The 17,431-nt window shown below is 45.0% G+C and carries 14 protein-coding genes; 8 read left to right on the top strand and 6 right to left on the bottom strand.

Translation table 11 applies throughout. The features are described from left to right. Positions 1–270 precede the first annotated feature (270 nt). Positions 271–1,032 (bottom strand): DeoR/GlpR family DNA-binding transcription regulator, encoded by a 762-nt coding sequence (locus BM043_RS11760; protein WP_092791875.1) that lies wholly within the window; start codon positions 1,030–1,032, stop codon positions 271–273. A 112-nt stretch (positions 1,033–1,144) separates the two neighbouring features. Between BM043_RS11760 and BM043_RS11755 the strand changes: the two genes are divergently transcribed. The 3 genes from BM043_RS11755 to BM043_RS11745 are packed head-to-tail and all read left to right on the top strand — an operon-like array spanning position 1,145 to position 4,999. Beyond that, a complete protein-coding gene (locus BM043_RS11755) occupies positions 1,145–2,710 on the top strand; it encodes a glycerol-3-phosphate dehydrogenase/oxidase (RefSeq protein ID WP_092791873.1) in 1,566 nt (521 codons plus the stop codon). 54 nt (positions 2,711–2,764) lie between these two features. Further along, positions 2,765–4,264 carry a glycerol kinase GlpK gene (gene glpK / locus BM043_RS11750; protein WP_092791871.1) on the top strand — a complete coding sequence of 500 codons (1,500 nt, stop codon included), beginning with the start codon at positions 2,765–2,767 and terminating at the stop codon, positions 4,262–4,264. Next, positions 4,265–4,999 carry an MIP/aquaporin family protein gene (locus BM043_RS11745; RefSeq protein ID WP_092791869.1) on the top strand — a complete coding sequence of 245 codons (735 nt, stop codon included), beginning with the start codon at positions 4,265–4,267 and terminating at the stop codon, positions 4,997–4,999. It begins immediately after the preceding gene. Positions 5,000–5,315: 316 nt separating this feature from the next. Here the strand turns inward: BM043_RS11745 and BM043_RS11735 are convergent, their stop codons facing one another. Beyond that, a complete protein-coding gene (locus tag BM043_RS11735; RefSeq protein ID WP_092791865.1) occupies positions 5,316–6,014 on the bottom strand; it encodes an SDR family oxidoreductase in 699 nt (232 codons plus the stop codon). A 141-nt stretch (positions 6,015–6,155) separates the two neighbouring features. Here BM043_RS11735 and BM043_RS11730 point away from each other — a divergent pair, with 141 nt between their 5' ends. The 5 genes from BM043_RS11730 to dnaN all read left to right on the top strand — a co-directional run bounded on the left by BM043_RS11730 (position 6,156) and on the right by dnaN (position 12,148). Further along, positions 6,156–7,442, top strand: a complete 1,287-nt coding sequence (locus BM043_RS11730) for an amidohydrolase (RefSeq protein WP_092791864.1) — start codon at positions 6,156–6,158, stop codon at positions 7,440–7,442. Positions 7,443–7,595: 153 nt separating this feature from the next. After that, positions 7,596–8,501, top strand: a complete 906-nt coding sequence (gldA, locus tag BM043_RS11725) for a gliding motility-associated ABC transporter ATP-binding subunit GldA (RefSeq protein WP_092791862.1) — start codon at positions 7,596–7,598, stop codon at positions 8,499–8,501. Then, the gene (gldF, locus tag BM043_RS11720) at positions 8,498–9,217 is read left to right on the top strand and encodes a gliding motility-associated ABC transporter permease subunit GldF (protein ID WP_092791860.1); all 720 of its coding nucleotides are present in this window, start codon (positions 8,498–8,500) and stop codon (positions 9,215–9,217) included. Before gldA ends, gldF begins: the two co-directional genes overlap by 4 nt. After that, a complete protein-coding gene (gene gldG / locus BM043_RS11715) occupies positions 9,214–10,896 on the top strand; it encodes a gliding motility-associated ABC transporter substrate-binding protein GldG (protein WP_092791858.1) in 1,683 nt (560 codons plus the stop codon). The genes gldF and gldG overlap by 4 nt, the downstream gene beginning before the upstream one ends. A 127-nt stretch (positions 10,897–11,023) precedes the next feature. Then, positions 11,024–12,148, top strand: a complete 1,125-nt coding sequence (gene dnaN / locus BM043_RS11710) for a DNA polymerase III subunit beta (RefSeq protein WP_092791855.1) — start codon at positions 11,024–11,026, stop codon at positions 12,146–12,148. A gap of 194 nt (positions 12,149–12,342) precedes the next feature. On the opposite strand, the gene BM043_RS11705 is transcribed toward dnaN, so the two are convergent. The 4 genes from BM043_RS11705 to BM043_RS11690 form a co-directional block, all read right to left on the bottom strand. Further along, positions 12,343–12,954 (bottom strand): precorrin-2 dehydrogenase/sirohydrochlorin ferrochelatase family protein, encoded by a 612-nt coding sequence (locus tag BM043_RS11705; protein WP_092791853.1) that lies wholly within the window; start codon positions 12,952–12,954, stop codon positions 12,343–12,345. 241 nt (positions 12,955–13,195) lie between these two features. Then, positions 13,196–13,972 (bottom strand): uroporphyrinogen-III C-methyltransferase, encoded by a 777-nt coding sequence (cobA, locus tag BM043_RS11700; RefSeq protein ID WP_092791851.1) that lies wholly within the window; start codon positions 13,970–13,972, stop codon positions 13,196–13,198. Next, positions 13,969–16,068, bottom strand: coding sequence for a HEPN domain-containing protein (locus tag BM043_RS11695; protein WP_092791849.1), 2,100 nt, complete (start codon positions 16,066–16,068; stop codon positions 13,969–13,971). Before BM043_RS11695 ends, cobA begins: the two co-directional genes overlap by 4 nt. 101 nt (positions 16,069–16,169) lie before the next feature. Further along, positions 16,170–17,429, bottom strand: a complete 1,260-nt coding sequence (locus tag BM043_RS11690; protein WP_092791846.1) for a sulfate adenylyltransferase subunit 1 — start codon at positions 17,427–17,429, stop codon at positions 16,170–16,172. Between the last annotated feature and the right edge of the window lie 2 nt (positions 17,430–17,431).

Genomic DNA, 17,431 nt, shown 5'->3' with positions numbered 1-17,431 from the left:
TATATGTTAAGGTTGCTGTACAATCCCTTTCTTGTGGGGTCCACGATAAAGCATAAGAATTAGCAATTCCAGGTAAGCTAAGACCTAGACTTAAAGATAAAATTTTAACAATTTTCATAGTTATAAAATTGAAATAAAAAGACCAAATTACAGCTTGGCCGATAGCTGCGAATAAGAAAAAAACCGGCTTAAAATCTTTATCTGCTTAAAACTATTTTTTTTTTTTGCGAAACTCCAAAATTAATTTAAAAATTTTTTGAAATTTTTTTCTCAAACCACCCACACCTCTATCCCCTTCTCTTCCAGCTTTTCACGATAGATTTCCGGAATTCCCGAATCGGTGATAATGACATCGATATCCTCGAGTTCGCAGATTTTCCCAAAGCCTTTCCTACCAAATTTCTGACTGTCGGCCAGCACAATCGTCTTCTGCACGGACCGAATCATCTCGGCATTCAGGTGGGCCTCCATCATATTGGATGTGGTCAAGCCATGTTCCAAGCTGATCCCATCCACACTTAAAAACAACTTGCTGCAGGCAAAACTTTTCAGCATTTCCTCAGCAAAATGCCCTACTGCCGAGCTGCTGCTCTTCCGTACCACACCCCCGAGTTGTACGAGTTCGAGCTCAGTGGTATCGATCAGCGCCAAGGCCACGTTCATCGCCGACGTCAGTACAGTAAGCGGATAATTTCTGGGGATTGCCTGTGCAAAAGTTCCCACCGTCGTGCCCGAGCCAATGATAATCGCCTCATTCGGCTCCAAAAAATCCAAAGCCTTCTGCGCAATTTTTCTTTTTTCCTCCACCTGCTCCAGCTTCTTGACCTGAACGGAGCGATCCGAAACATAGGGTGACACCGAAGTAGCACTTCCATGCGACCGGAAAAGCAAACCTTTATCTTCCAGCAGTTTAAGATCCTTGCGTACTGTCACCATCGTCACATTCAGTTCCTTGGCCAAGTCAGAAACGGTCACGAGTCCTGTTTTCTCCAACTGATCTAAAATGTAACGATGTCGCTCTGCTAGGGTCATTTGAGTCAATTTTTTTACTAAATTAAAAAAAGAAAGGAAAAGTGAAGGAAAAATAAATTTTTACTTTCCTTTTATTTCTTTTTACTTTCTTTTATTTCTATTTTTGATTCAAATGAAAAGAGAAGAAAACTTAAAACAACTAGCGAATAGCTCTAAAATTTGGGATATTGCCGTGATTGGCGGAGGTTCCTCAGGCTTGGGAGTAGCCCTAGATGCAATTTCCAGAGGACTTTCAGTGATTCTTTTAGAAAAATCTGATTTTGCCAAAGGCACCTCCAGCCGAAGCACCAAACTGGTGCATGGTGGCGTCCGCTATCTGGCGCAAGGTGATGTGGGATTGGTTTTCGAAGCCTTAAAAGAGCGTGGAAAACTGCTACAAAACGCCCCTCACCTTACCCAAAACCAACCCTTTATTATTCCGATTTTTTCCTGGTTTGATCGGGTGCAGTACAGCGTAGGCCTAAAAATCTACGATTGGATGGCCGGCAAATTAAGACTTGGGAAAAGCCGCTTTATATCAAGAGAAGAAACGATCAAACGTCTTCCCGCAGTAAAACAAAAAGGACTCAAAGGCGGGGTAGTCTATCACGACGGGCAGTTTGATGATGCCAGGCTTGCCCTGTCCATCGCCATGACGGCTGATGATGCAGGGGCTTGCATCCTCAATTATACAGCAGTAAAAGGATTGGTCAAAGACGAAAACGGGAAAGTCACCGGACTGAAAATTCGAGACGAACTCGATCGGAAGAACTATACTCTCAAGGCAAAAATGGTGGTCAACGCTACGGGAGTTTTTGCGGATAAAATTCTCCAGATGGACAAGCCGGGATCAGCTAAAATGATCCAACCCAGTCAGGGAATCCACCTGGTGATGGACTTGGATTTTTTAGGAGGCAAAGACGCCCTGATGATCCCCAAAACCAAAGACGGTCGAGTTCTCTTTGCGGTACCTTGGCAAGGTAAATTGGTCGTGGGCACGACAGACACCCTGCGGAAAAAAGCCAAATTGGAGCCCGAGGCAATGCAAAAAGAAATTGATTTTGTACTCGAAACAGCAGCTGGCTACTTAACCAAAGCCCCAACGCGTGCAGATGTGAAAGCCGTTTTCGCCGGACTGCGACCTTTGGCAAGACCCAAGGAAGAAGGTGCTAAAACCAAAGAAATTTCCCGTTCCCACAAAGTGATCTTGTCGGAAAGCAAGCTTGTCACGCTGACGGGAGGAAAATGGACCACTTTCCGAAAAATGGGAGAAGACACGGTCAACTATTTTCAGCAAATCGCCGAAGAGCATCTTGCCCCAAGTGCATCACTTGATATGAAACTGCACGGACACACTACGAAGATCCCAACTGGGCATTGGGCCGGTTACGGTTCAGATGCAAAAGCGATCCAAAACTTGGCAAAGAGCCAGGCCGAATTAGCTGAAAAGATCCATCCGGATTTCCCCAATTTGATGGCAGAGGTGGTATGGGCCGTAGAAAATGAAATGGCTGTCAAAGTAGAAGATGTGCTGTCCAGAAGAATCCGCATGTTGATATTGGATGCAAAAGCAGCCATGGATTCTGCCGAAAAAATTGCCCGAATAATGGCTGAGCAACTCAAAAAAGATGAGCAATGGATTCAGCAGGAGCTGGAAGATTTTAGAAAAGTGGCTGAAAAGTATTTAATTAAAGGCTGAGTTACTTGCAAGATTGAAAGTGGAGTAAGTCAAAACCATCAATTAACCCAAAAAATGACCCAAAGCAAACCCTACATCATGGCACTCGACCAAGGCACCACGAGTTCGAGAGCCATTATTTTTGACAAAAAAGGGCAGATCGTCTCCGTCGCCCAAAAAGAATTCAAGCAGCATTTTCCCAAGCAAGGCTGGGTGGAACATGATCCGGAGGAAATCTGGAAAACCCAATCCTCCGTCATGATTGAAAGCATGGTAGACAAAAGCATCTCGGTCGATGAAATTGCAGCCATCGGCATTACCAATCAGCGGGAAACAACCATCGTTTGGGATCGTAAAACCGGAAAACCGCTGTTCAATGCGATCGTCTGGCAGGACCGCCGAACGGCTGATTTTTGCGATAGCTTAAAAGAAAAAGGTCATGCGGAGCTTATTGCTTCCAAAACAGGATTGATCATTGACGCCTATTTTTCTGGGACCAAAATCCGCTGGATTCTGGAAAATGTAGAAGGAGCCCGAGAAAAAGCAGAAGCCGGAGAATTGGCTTTTGGCACCGTAGATTCTTGGCTCATCTGGAAACTCACCAAAGGCCAACATCACCTGACCGATATCACCAATGCCAGCCGAACCATGCTTTTTAATATTCACACCCAAGCGTGGGATGATGAGCTCTGCGAGCTGCTGGAGATCCCCAGATCCATGCTCCCCGAAGTAAAAAGCTGCTCGGAAGTATTTTGCGAAACGGCCGGAGATGTATTGCGAAGCAAGATCCCGATCGCAGGTATTGCTGGAGATCAACAAGCGGCACTTTTTGGGCAGTTTTGCACCGAACCCGGCATGGCAAAAACGACTTATGGAACGGGTTGCTTTTTGGTGATGAACACCGGAAAGGAAGCAGTTCGCTCAGAAAACAAACTCCTGACTACCATTGCTTGGAAAATCGGAGATGAAATCAATTATGCCTTGGAGGGATCGGTTTTTATCGGCGGAGCAGCGATTCAATGGCTACGCGACGGAATCGAATTATTTGGCCATGCCAAAGAGTCTGAGAAACTTGCCATGAGCCTTCCCGACAATGAAGGCGTATATTTCGTCCCTGCACTGGCGGGATTGGGTGCGCCTCACTGGGATCAGGATGCTCGGGGTGCATTTTTTGGAATTACCCGAGGTACAACCATCGCACATTTCACCCGAGCAGCCTTGGAAGCTATTGCTTACCAAGTATATGACGTCCTCAAAGCCATGGAAAAAGATGCCGGAGAGAAAACCAAAGAACTCCGGGTGGATGGAGGAGCCACCGCCAATAATTTTTTGATGCAGTTTCAATCCGATCTACTCGAATGCGAAATCAAACGACCCCAAATCATCGAGACCACTGCCATCGGTGCAGCTTTTCTGGCGGGTCTAGCCGTAGGGTTCTGGAAAGACCGGGAAGAAATCAAAACGCTTTGGAAAGCGGACAAAAGCTTTCAACCCCAAATGGAAGATGAAAAACGGGAAAATTTATTGCATTTTTGGCATAAAGCCGTCGAACGATCAAAAAACTGGGTAGAGTAAATGAATCCATACATAGCTGAAATTATAGGAACGGCCCTTTTACTTCTGATGGGATCAGGAGTAGTGGCCAATGTAGTTTTACCTCAGACCAAAGGAAACGGAGGGGGATTGATTGCTATTACAGTGGCTTGGGCCTTGGGTGTATTTATCGGGGTGGTCGTGGCCGGACCCTACAGCGGAGCTCATTTAAACCCTGCAGTAAGTATTGGGTTGGCCCTCGTGGGTAAGTTTGAGTGGGTTTTGGTACCTGGATTTGTGATTTCTCAGATCATCGGAGCTATGATCGGATCAGGCTTGGCTTGGCTGATGTATAGAGATCATTTTGATTTGACAGATGATCCAGGTCTGAAAAGAGCCCCCTTTTGTACAGATCCTGCGATCAGAAATTTCTCCACCTCCGTAGCTTCGGAGATTATCGGGACCTTTTCCCTTATTTTCGTTATTCTCTACTTTGCCGATGCCCAAATCGCAGATGAAAATAACACCCCAATTGGAATGGGATCTATCGGTGCAATTCCTGTAGCCTTATTAGTCTTGGTTATTGGCTTGTCCCTTGGAGGGACTACGGGATACGCCATCAACCCTGCCCGTGACTTAGGGCCTAGAATCATGCACCAAATACTCCCGATCAAAGGAAAAGGTAGTTCGGATTGGGGCTATGCTTGGGTGCCCATTTTGGGACCTATCGCGGGAGCGGCATTGGCGGCAGGATTGTATTTTGTAGTCGGATTTTAATTTAAAAAAGAGGCTGTCTCATAAATCGCTTTCAAGTCAGCCTGAGTCTTAAATATTCTTTGAACATACAAAATGGAGATGACGAAAATTATGGTTTGAATCAAATTTTTGGTCAGTCCGAGCGGAGTCGAGGACGCTTCGACTCCGCTCGGACTGACCCCAATTTTGTGATATTAAGCATCTTTGTCATTGATAGCCGAGTCGAAGGCCATTTCTATCGTTTTTGGCTCATATTTCGACTTCCAGCCTTTTCAGCCAGCCGCTCAATGTGACAAATTTCACTTTTGTGTCAGTCACTTTTTGCTTTTCTCCACAATTACTTTTTCCCTCTGGGTCTAAGTGGTCTACATTCCACATCAGCCACAAAATAATTGGGGTGTGTCTCCAAGGTCTGAAGCATAGTCATGGCCACATCGATAGGACGCATCATATTTTCATGAGCCTGCATCCCTTCGATATCATCAAAGAAATTGGTCTGAATTGAACCCGGATAAATCGTGGAAACTTTGATCCCAAAGTCCCGCAATTCCATATAAAGTGAGTGCGAAATTCCCCGCACCGCATGCTTGGTTCCTACATAGCCGGCAAATTGATTCACTCCATTTAATCCTGCAATCGAGGCGACATTAAGGATGTGTCCCTCATCAGCTTTTTTCATCGCAGGAATCAGGCGCTTTGTGGTATAAAAAATCCCGTGCACATTGGTATCAAACATCGCTTTCCAATCCGCAGTAGAAAAAGTCTCTGTAGGCCCGGCTATACCAAAACCCGCATTATTCACCAAAATTCGGATATCTGAGCCTAACTTTTGAGTAGTCTCTTGGAAAGCATTTTCCACGGATTCTTCTTGGGAAACATCACAGGTGAAGAAGTGGAAGTTTGGATGAGCCAATTCAGGTTTAGTTCTACCCCATCCTGCTACAGTGACACCTTTTTCCAACAATAATTTGACCAATTCTAAGCCGATGCCTTTGCTCACTCCCGTGACGACTGCTATTTTATTTTTAAGTTCCATAGTTATTTTCTGTCTGCATTAAAAAGCTCAAAAATCCATTTTGGTTCGTTTATCTTCCTTTTTTATCGTCATCCAACTTTACTTCCCCTAAAATCCATAAATTGTATTTTACATTAGTACAAACCACCAACTTTCATCAAAATGAGAACTATTCTCCTTCCCTTGCTATTGCTGTCCTTTTCGGCAGTAGCCCAAAGCAATCTCCACACAAAAATTGACGAGAAAGCGGATGAAATAGAATCCAAAGTCATCGAGTGGCGAAGGGATTTTCATCAATACCCTGAGTTGGGAAATCAGGAAACACGAACTGCCAAAATCGTCGCAGATCACCTTCGCTCGCTGGGAATGGAAGTCAGCGAAAATGTCGCCGTCACAGGAGTAGTGGGCGTTTTGAAAGGCGGAAAACCTGGCCCTACCGTCGCTTTACGGGCGGACATGGATGCCTTGCCTGTCACGGAGCGAAACGACCTCCCTTTCAAATCAGTAAACACGGCAACCTACAACGGCCAGGAAACCGGTGTCATGCATGCTTGCGGACATGATTCTCATGTGGCGATTTTGATGGGAGTAGCTGAAGTCATGGCTGGGATGAAAGATGAGTTGAAAGGCTCGGTCAAATTTATTTTCCAACCTGCCGAGGAAGGCGTTTACGATGTGGATGTTTTCGGAGCTGAGCAGATGGTACAGGAAGGCGTTATGGAAGATGTGGATGCGATCTTTGGATTGCATATTTGGTCGCAGATCGAAGTGGGGAAAATCGGCTATCGCTCAGGGCCGTTTATGGCAGCTGTGGATAATCTGGAAGTGACCATATCCGGAACCCAGGCTCACGGTGCCTCCCCTTGGTCGAGTGTGGATCCTATTGTCACTGCCTCCCAGGCAGTGATGGGACTACAAACCATCCTATCTAGAAATGTCAATATCACAGAAAATCCAGCTGTAGTCACTATTGGCGCGATCCACGGTGGAATCAGACATAACATTATCCCCGAGGAAGTCGAAATGATCGGAACGATCCGAACTTTCGGAGATGAGCAGCAAACCCTCGTCCATCGTCGCATTACAGAAGTCATTACAAACATTGCCGAAAGTGCTGGAGCAAAAGCTGATGTGCGTATCGGAAAGCTCTATCCCTCCACGGTAAATCCTCCGGAACTCACCCAAAAAATCACCCCCTCGATGATCGCAGTAGCGGGAGAAGGAAATGTCATTGCCATGCCTCCAGTCACCGGAGCAGAGGATTTTAGCTTTTTCCAGCGGGAAAAGCCCGGATTCTTTATATTCTTGGGAGGCATGAAAAAAGGTGGCGATCCACTCAAAACCCCTTCTCATCACACGCCGGATTTCTTCATTGATGAAAGCGGTTTTATGTTGGGTGTTCGCGCACTGAGTTATTTTGCGGTGGATTATATGGAAGGATTGGATTAAAACTGGGAATTCCCAAATTGCAATTTGAATGTGAAAGGTTTTTAAAAATCTTGCCTTTCCATGCTCATTCCCTATTTTTGCCTTAGACCTTCTCAACCGGGTTTTTGCCCTTTGCCATGCGGGTAAACTCCCGGTTGGTCTCTTTTATCGCCTATGTCTCTGGAAGTCTCCCAATTGTGTAAAAATTACGGTTCCCAAAAGGCTTTGGACCAAGTTTCTTTTGAAGCGAAGCCTGGACGGATTCTGGGTTTCTTGGGTCCCAACGGTGCGGGCAAATCCACGACCATGAAAATCATCACCGGATACATTCAGTCAGACGGCGGAGAGGTCAGGGTTTTGGGAAATGATGCCCTGAGCAATTCAAAAAAAGTGGCAAATCTGATTGGTTATTTACCCGAAAAAAACCCACTTTATTCGGATATGTATGTCCGGGAATTTTTGAATTTCGCTGGTGGATTATATGGCCTTTCGGGAAATAAATTGAAAATCCGTTTGGACCAAATGCTGGAAAAAACCGGGCTAATTCCCGAGCAACATAAAAAAATCGGACAACTCTCCAAAGGCTATCAACAGCGGGTTGGTTTGGCAAAGGCCCTGATTCACGATCCTAAAGTGGTGATTTTGGATGAACCTACCACCGGACTCGATCCCAATCAACTGGTGGAGATCCGAAAGATGATCCAAGAGGTAGCGGAGGAAAAGACGCTGATCCTCTCCACTCACATCATGCAGGAGGTAGAGGCCATCTGCAAAGATGTCGTCATCATCAATCAAGGAAAAATCCTTGCTGCTGATAGTTTGGAAAATCTCCAATCCGCCAATCAACAGATTCATCTGATTCTAGAAACTGAAGAGGAAATGGAACTGGCGTGGTTTGCCCATTTGGGAGAGGTGCACTTTGGTCAAAAAGGAAAAAAGGAAATTCGGATTCAAATAAGCGATGCGGTTCAGGCGCGAAAATCCATTTTAAAGGTTTTGCAAGAACGAAATCTAAGCTTGGTCAATCTCAGTCAGTTCAAAAAAAATCTCGAGGAACTATTTAGAGAAATCACGAAATGAAAAGTCTTTTCCTCAAAGAAATCAATGCGTTTTTTGGTAGTCTTTTGGGCTATCTGATCGTAGCGATGTTTTTGGTAGCTATGGGACTGATCGTTTGGGTATTTCCTGAGACAAGTGTTTTGGATTATGGCTATGCCGATTTGGAGCCGCTTTTCACCTATACCCCATATGTGTTCACTTTTTTGATCCCTGCGCTTTCGATGCGGGCAATCGCAGAAGAGCGAAAAAACAATACCTGGGAATTATTGAGAACATCACCGCTTTCATTGGTTCAAATTATCATCGCCAAATATCTCGCCTTATTGCTGCTGATTGGCTTGGCTGTCTTGCCTACACTACTATATTATTTCAGCATCATGCAGTTGGGGGATCCTGCGGGAAATCTCGATCAAGCTGGATTTTTTGGAAGCTGGATAGGTCTATTGATGATCGGGGCGGTGTTTGGAGCAGTGGGAATTTTCTCCTCAGCCTTGAGTTCGCAGCAAGTGGTCGCTTTTGTGATGGGTGTGTTTCTTTGTTTTGTGTTGTATTTTGGCTTTTCCGCGCTTGCGGATCTCATCTTGGGAGACTGGGGATATTGGATCGAGGAATTTAGCCTCAGCTTTCATTACATCAATCTCAGCCGTGGAGTAATCGACTCGGGAGATGTGTTCTTTATGATCGGTATGATTTGGTTGTTTTTGGGACTTTCTGTTTTGACATTGAAAAACAAATGATCCAACAAAAACAACATAACGCACTTTACTTGGGAATCCTTTTGGGAGGATTGATTTTGCTTTTTTTAATGGGTCAGTTGGTTCATTTTCGGATTGATTTGACGGAGGAAAAAAGATATTCCATTCATCCGGCTACGGAAGAAATTCTCTCTGGAATCGAATCTCCCATTCATGTAGAGATATTACTTGTGGGTGATGACCTTCCTGGTGGAATGCGAAGACTGCAGCGATCCATCGAGGAAACCGTCCGTACTTTTAATGCCTACAGTCCCGAAAAAATCACCTTTTCCTATTTTGATCCACTGAGTATTCCTCAGGAGGAGCAGGAGGAATTTGTCGTGGATTTGGCAAATTATGGTATTAATCCGACCAACCTCCGCATCCGTCAGAGTGGTGGACAGCGGACAGAATTGGTTTTTCCTGGAATATTGGTTTATGATGAAGAATACGAAACCGGAGCACTGGTTTTAAAAGGGGAAATGGGCATGAGTGAGGATCAGATTCTCAATCAATCCATCGAAAACCTGGAATTTGAACTTGCAAACTCAATCCGAAAACTAACCCAATCCGGAGATAATGCGCTGGCGATGATTATAGGCCATGATGAAATGAGCGAGGATGATGGATACGGGTTGGTCGAGGCGCTGGATGGTGATTTTGAAGTGTTTAAAGTTCCGCTGGAGCAAGCGCGTACGGTGGAGGATTTGATTAATTTTAAAATTATTTTCATCCAAGGTCCAAAAGAATCCTACACTGAGCGGGAAATTTACCTGCTCGATCAATACGTCATGAATGGAGGAAATCTCGTGGTCCTGACTGATGGTGTAGCACTTGACATCTCCCAGGCTGACGGAGAAGGAACGCTCGCTATGCCTTTTGACCACGGTTTGGACAATCTGCTGTTCAAATATGGAATCCGAATCAATAAAGATTTGATCCAGGATTTGAATTTTGGCTACTTTCCGGTCATGGGTGGGAATTTTGGAGATCAGGAGCAATTGGTACCGCTACCCTGGCCTTTTTATATCCAATCTACCCGAATGCAAACTCACCCCATCACCAAGGGATTGGATATGGTTTATTTGCGCTTTGCCAGCAGTATAGATACGGTGATGGCCAAAGGAATCAAAAAAACACCCTTGCTTTTCAGCTCTGAAAACTCCCGTATTTTACCAGCTCCGGCGCGCGTAGCTTTTCGTGATATGGAGCAAGAGCCCGATTTGAACACCTATAATCAATCCAACCTTCCTTTAGCCTACTTACTCGAAGGGGAATTCACTTCTCTATACAAAAACCGCTTCCTTCCCGATGGATTTGATCAGGAGGATTTCCGAGAAAGCGGTCAAGGAAAAGTGGTAGTAATCGGAGATGGGGAAATTTTTCAAAGCCAAGCTGATCCAATGACTGGAAATCCGCTGAACTTAGGCGATGATCCATTTAATCAGGTGATTTTTGCAAATAAATTATTTCTCAGAAATCTCAGTCAATATTTGATCAATCCCGAGGGAATCATTGCTAGTCGAACGCGGACTTTCCAGATTCGTCCACTCAACCGTGCCAAAATCGCCCAGCAAAAGAGCTATTGGCAGCTTATCAATGTTTTGGCTCCAGTCATTACGCTTCTGATTATTGGCTCCGGAATTTCATTTGCACGTAAAAGAAAGTTTTCAAAAAAATAAACTGAGGAAAAAAGCAGTAAAAGATGCAATTTATTTTATTTCTAATCCCCAATCCGCCCTATGCAATTGGATTTTATTTATAAATTTACCCCCATTCAAAAAGTAAAAATCAAATAAGCCCTACGATATGAAATTTATTGTTTCCTCTTCTGCCCTTTTAAAGCAGTTATCGGCTATCAATGGTGTGGTCACTACCAATCCCGTTGTGCCTATCTTGGAAAATTTCCTTTTTGAGATCAAAGATTCTGTCTTGACGATTACTGCCTCTGACCTGCAGACCTCCATGATCACGGAAATCCACGTGGAAGCAAAAGAAGATGGAAACATCGCCGTGCCCGCCCGAATCCTGATCGATACCTTGAAGAATCTGCCGGAGCAGCCGGTGACCTTCAGCATTGATCATGACACCTATGCGGTAGAAATCAGCTCTGATAATGGACGCTATCGATTAGCCGGTGAAAATGCCACCGACTTCCCAAAAATCCCGACAGTCAGCAATGCCACTACCGTGGATATGTCGACGGAGGTGCTTTCCAGCGCGGTTTCCAATACGATTTTTGCGACAAGTTCTGATGAACTTCGCCCTGCCATGACTGGGGTTTATATCAACCTGAGTGAAACTAACACCACATTTGTGGCTACTGACGGACACCGCCTGGTACGATACAGACGGGTAGACATCGCTTCACCAAGTCCAGCGAGTCTGATTATTCCCCGCAAGGCACTCAATCTGCTGAAATCAACACTACCGTCTGAAAATGTCCCGGTAACTGTAGAATTTAATCAGTCCAATGCTTACTTCAAGTTTAACAGCATCAAAATGATCTGTAGACTGATCGATGAGCGTTTTCCGGATTATGAAAATGTCATTCCATCGGACAACCCGAACATCATGACCATAGATCGGCAGGATTTGTTGAGCTCGCTTCGTCGAATCGCCATCTATGCCAATAAGACCACGCATCAGGTTCGGTTGAAATTGACAGGGTCGGAATTGATGATCTCGGCAGAAGACCTTGACTTCTCCAATGAAGCTAACGAGCGACTTTCCTGCGAGCACGATGGTGAGGATATTGAGATTGGGTTCAATGCCAAGTTTTTGGTCGAAATGCTCAACAATCTTTCTTGCAAAGAGGTCAGCTTGAAGTTCTCCGCTCCGAATCGGGCAGGATTGATTCTTCCGGCTGAACAAGACGAAAATGAAGACATCCTGATGCTCGTGATGCCAGTAATGCTAAATAATTACGTGTAAGAAACCACCACCACTTACTCCAAAAAGCCCGGATGAAATTCTGGGCTTTTTTATTGGTCAAAACGAAGGAAAAGTCCACCCATAAAATAAAAATCACACTTTACCTGACTAAAACGTGAAAAAATTCACATAATCGGAACTTAAAGCGTGATTTAGAGAGGCTTTTTTTAAAACCAATTCCAACTTACCCTTTACTATTTACAACTTGCGGAGTCTCGCTTCTCATCTCTAGACTCCCTCCTCACCAAACCCTCCGTCACCTCATTCATCGCTTTGACTTTATATTCAAAATCGCCCTTTAATGTAGCGCGATATGCATTCAGGTTTTCAAGTAAATCATCGATTTCCTCGGGCAACACTTCTTCCAAAAGCTGCCGGAGCCGCTTTGCTGTCGTCGGTGATTTTCCATTGGTGGAAATGGCAATTTTCAAATTTCCTTTGGTAACTATTCCACCCAGATAAAAATCACAGAGTTCCGGCGTGTCCGCGACATTGACCAGAAGAAAGCGCTCCTTGGCTTCAGTTCGGATTTGACGATTGACCCTTTTATCATCCGTTGCTGCGATTACGAGGTGCTTCCCTCCGAGATATTTTTGATCATAGAGATCTTCGATCAAAGTGACGGTTTCTTGACCTTCGGCCAAAGCTAAAAACTCAGGACGGAACATTTTGGAGACCACCGTCACCTGTGCCTGCGGACTGGATTTGAGTAGAAATTCCAGTTTCTCAGTAGCTACAAACCCTCCACCAATGAGCAGGACGTTGAGTTCGTGAACTTTGAGGAAAATGGGATATAAATGGTTCATTTTTCTTAGAATCAAGAGTTAAGACAATGGAATCGAGATTTTTTGAAAATACACGGTATTAATGCGACTGTTCTCTGCCGTCGTATGTGTCGCCACAGACTACTCTGATTTGAATTTTCGGTCTGTGGAGACACAGACCGAGGCGAGAAAATGCTGCTTCTGGAGAAGCAGCATAACCCGGACATCTCTAGACGAAGTGAGCTTTTCTTCAATCGTATTTCGCAAAGAATTTTACTTATTGCTACTGCAAACTGACCACTGATACGGCTTCCCGGTACACCTCAGCCAATCGCAAACTTTCCCTCACCACTTCCCCGATGATGATAATCGCAGGGGCTTCGACCTGATTTTTTAATGCTTTCTGCTCGATATCCTGAATAAATCCAGCCGTAATTATTTCCTCGTTTGTGGTACCACTTTGGATAATGGCGATCGGCAAATTTTCCTTTCCCATTTTTCGATAGATTTGAGCGATTTCGGAAAGCTTTTTGGTCCCCATCAAAATCACCACCGTTGCAGTACTTTGGGCTGCCAAGGCCACGTCTTGAGAAAGCTCGCGAGAAGATGTGGTTCCGGTTACGACCCAGAAACTTTCAGAAATCCCTCTTTTGGTTACAGGAATCCCCGCGCTCGCCGGAACGGCAACTGCGGAGGTGATTCCCGGAACAACTGCTGTGGAGATGCCAAAAGTTTCAATATAATCAATCTCTTCTCCTCCCCTGCCAAATACAAAAGGATCTCCACCCTTCAAACGGACGACATGCCCGTGTTTTTTAGCTAATTCTACACAGAGTTGATTGGTATCATCCTGGGGAATACTATGTTTGCCAACACGCTTTCCCACGAAGATTTTCAAAGCAGATTGTGGGGCATGCTTAAGCAAAACCGGATCGATCAAGGCGTCATACAAAACCACATCAGCGGTATTCAGCGCCAAAATTCCTTTTAGCGTGATCAATTCAGAGTCACCGGGACCCGCACCGACGAGTGTCACTTTTGGAGTTATATTCGATCTCATGCTTCCACCTCCTCTTCTCTATATTGTTTTAATACCTGATAAATCTCCAAAGCCTGTTTGGCATAAGCTTTCGCAAATTCCTCCGTCGGTTCATTTTCATTGATCTGATAGACTTTTTCTGCGAAGGTTCCATTAAGCTGAATTTTACCGTTTTCAATAAAGTTTTCATCGAAAAGCTTGATAATATTCGCATAGCTATTGGTGCTGATATCCTCGCTGAGCAAAAGTGCTTTTGCAGCATTGATCAAGCCTGCATAGTGGTGATAAATGCTATCTGACCAGCGTCCCTCTTCGAGAGATTCCTGACCGAGATCCAGCTTTTCCTTGGCCTCTAAAAGCAAGGTCGCCACCAAATCAATCACCACACCGGCGCATTCGCCTACTCCAACGGCCACTTCATAATCTTCCTGTCTTCCCCAATCGATCCGATCCGAATCCTCCAAAACAGCCGGGTCCGCCAGTTCTTTGAGCAAGTCATAAAAATACATTTGTCCCTGCTGATCGTAATAGGTGAGAAAATCCAACCCTTTCCCATGCTGTTCAAAATCATCCAACAAAACCCGAAGCGCCTGAGGACCTCTTTTGCTTGGGATTTTGGTGACTTTATCGGCAAATCGACCGCTTCCATCGCCGAGATTGCCTCCACCGAGAAGAACCTGTAGCGCCGGAAAAACCGTTTTCCCCACGCGCATGGACATCCCTTGGAAACCAATATGAGCCATATTGTGCTGCCCACAGGCATTCATACAGCCCGAGATTTTGATCACCAAGTCCTGGTTTTTCAGGTGTTGTGGATATTCCGCTTGAATTACTTTTTCGAGCTCCACAGCTATCCCAGTCGAACTCGCGATTCCCAAGTTGCAGGTATCTGTCCCCGGGCAGGCCGTAATATCTCCGAGAGAATTGTATCCCCGCTGAGCGAGATTGATTTTTTTCAATTCCTGATAAAAGAATGGAATCAAGTCTTCTCTCACATCCCGAATCAAAATATTTTGCCGAAGGGTAAATCGAAGCTCTCCTGCCGCATAGTTCTCCACCAAATCCGCCAAAGGCCGGGCTTGATCCAGGTAAAAATCTCCCAAAAGCACACGAACCCCAATCGAAACATAACCTTCCTGCTTTTGCGGCAGTATATTGGTCAGTTTCCAAAGCTCATAATCCAAGCCTAATTCGCCTTCATTTACGTGGACTGCAGGTGGATTGGGAGGGACTTTTTCTTCCTGATCTTCAAAATCGAGTGGATAACTCTTGAAAGGAAGGGCTGCCTTTTCTTTTTCTACCAAATCCAAAAAGTGCTCAATCCCAAGATCCTTAATCAGAAACTTCATCCTTGCTTTATTTCTTCTAGCCCGCTCTCCATGCCGATCAAAAATTCGAAGTACCGCCTCGATAAAGGGAATCAATTGATCAGTTTCCAAAAAATCCGTAACCAAATCCGCATGCCGAGGCTGAGAACCCAAACCTCCGCCAAGCAAGACTTTAAAGCCCCGAACTTGCTGGTCATCCGCTTCTTTGGTCTTTGGAATAAAACCCAAATCGTGCATATACGCCAAACCCGTGTCTTGATCGGAAGAGGAAAAAGCCATCTTGAACTTGCGACCCATTTCCTGGCAAACTGGATTTCTCAGAAAATACCGAAATGTTGCATCTGCATAAGGTGTCACGTCAAAAGGCTCTCGGGGATCAATCCCCGCAGTTTCAGAAGCGGTTACATTCCGAACGGTATTCCCACAAGCTTCACGAATTGTCACCTCATCCTTTTCGAGTTCTGCCCAAAGCTCAGGCGTACGATCCAAACTCACGTAGTGAATCTGAATATCCTGACGGGTGGTGATATGCAGGCGACCGATAGAATAGTCTTCGGAAACCTTACAAATTCTCCTTAATTGAGCGGAAGTAGCACGTCCATAGGGCAATTTGATCCGTACCATTTGTACCCCCTGCTGCCGCTGTCCATAGACACCGCGGGCAAGGCGAAGACTCCGGAATTTTTCCTCATCGATATTTCCCTCGCGGAAAAGAGCGATTTTACGATCCAAATCGATGATGTCCTTTTCGACAATCGGATTTTCTAATTCGGTTCGAAAACTTTGCATAGCGTAATAGTTTTGTTTCCCTATCGGGGAAGTAGGTTTTATAATATTTTAAAAAGCCTAGATGTTGGTCGAGGCTTGTATTTTAGTTTAGTATCCTGAGCCTATTCAATAAATCCCACGGACACGGTATCAAAACTCCCCTCATCAATCAGAATAAAAGCCCCATTCGACTTGGATTGATGATAGGAGTCAAAATGAATCGGTTTGCTGAGTTTGAAATGTACCTTGCCGATATCATTGAGTTTGAGTTGATCGGTTTCCTCAGTTCCTGAGAAATCTGTATGGACTTTCGCTTCGATTCGGTCTACTTTGGCCAAAACACGGTTCACCCCGTGCTGAAGGGTATATTTTTGACCAACTTGCAAAGGCTTTGAATTGACCTGACAGATCGTAGCAGAAAGCAACTTTTCGCTTTTCGGAACCTCACCGCTTTTGACAATCATGTCGCCCCGACTGCAATTGACCTCATCGGCTAGAGTAAGAACGATGGAGGATCCCGGAGCGGCGCTTTCCAATTCCTGATCAAAGAAGTGAATGCTTTTGATCGTAGATTCATTTCCGGAAGGAAGAACGGTCACTCGGTCACCAACCTGTAGGGAATTTCCATACAATTTCCCGGAGAAACCCCTAAAATCATGATAAGCTTCGGTTTTTGGCCGTATGACCAACTGCACCGGAAATCTCGCCGCAGTGCTTTCCTGCAAATCCTCTGGCTCCAACACTTCCAAATGATCGAGGAGAGTGTTACCGACATACCACGGCATGTGTTCGGATTTACGCGTGACATTTTCACCCTTCAAAGCCGAAACCGGGATAAACGTAATCTGCTCTTCCGAGAAATTGCTTTTGGATACCAAGGCATCAAAATCTGCCTTTATTTTCAGAAACACATCCTCACTATAATTGACCAAATCCATCTTGTTAATCGCCACGACCACATGACTCATCCGAAGGAGATTGGCGATAAAAAAGTGACGATACGTTTGCTCGATCACCCCTTTCCGGGCATCGATCAATATAATGGCCACCTGGGAGGTAGATGCGCCAGTTACCATATTTCGGGTATACTCCACGTGTCCCGGAGTATCGGCTACGATAAAGTTGGTCTTGTCAGTATTGAAGTAAATATGGGCCACATCGATGGTGATTCCCTGCTCCCGCTCTGCCACCAAACCATCAGTAGCCAAGGAAAAATCCAGGTAATCATAGCCTCGCTGCCGAGAGCTTCTTTCTATCGCCTCAATCTTATCGGTAGTCAAGGAATGAGTATCGTACAACAATCTTCCGATCAGGGTACTTTTACCATCATCCACTGAGCCTGCAGTGGCGATTTTGATGAGTTTTCGGTTTTGTATATTCATTA

This window comes from Algoriphagus hitonicola (assembly GCF_900113375.1).
GTDB lineage: Bacteria > Bacteroidota > Bacteroidia > Cytophagales > Cyclobacteriaceae > Algoriphagus > Algoriphagus hitonicola.
This window is presented reverse-complemented; position numbering and strand designations above follow the sequence as displayed.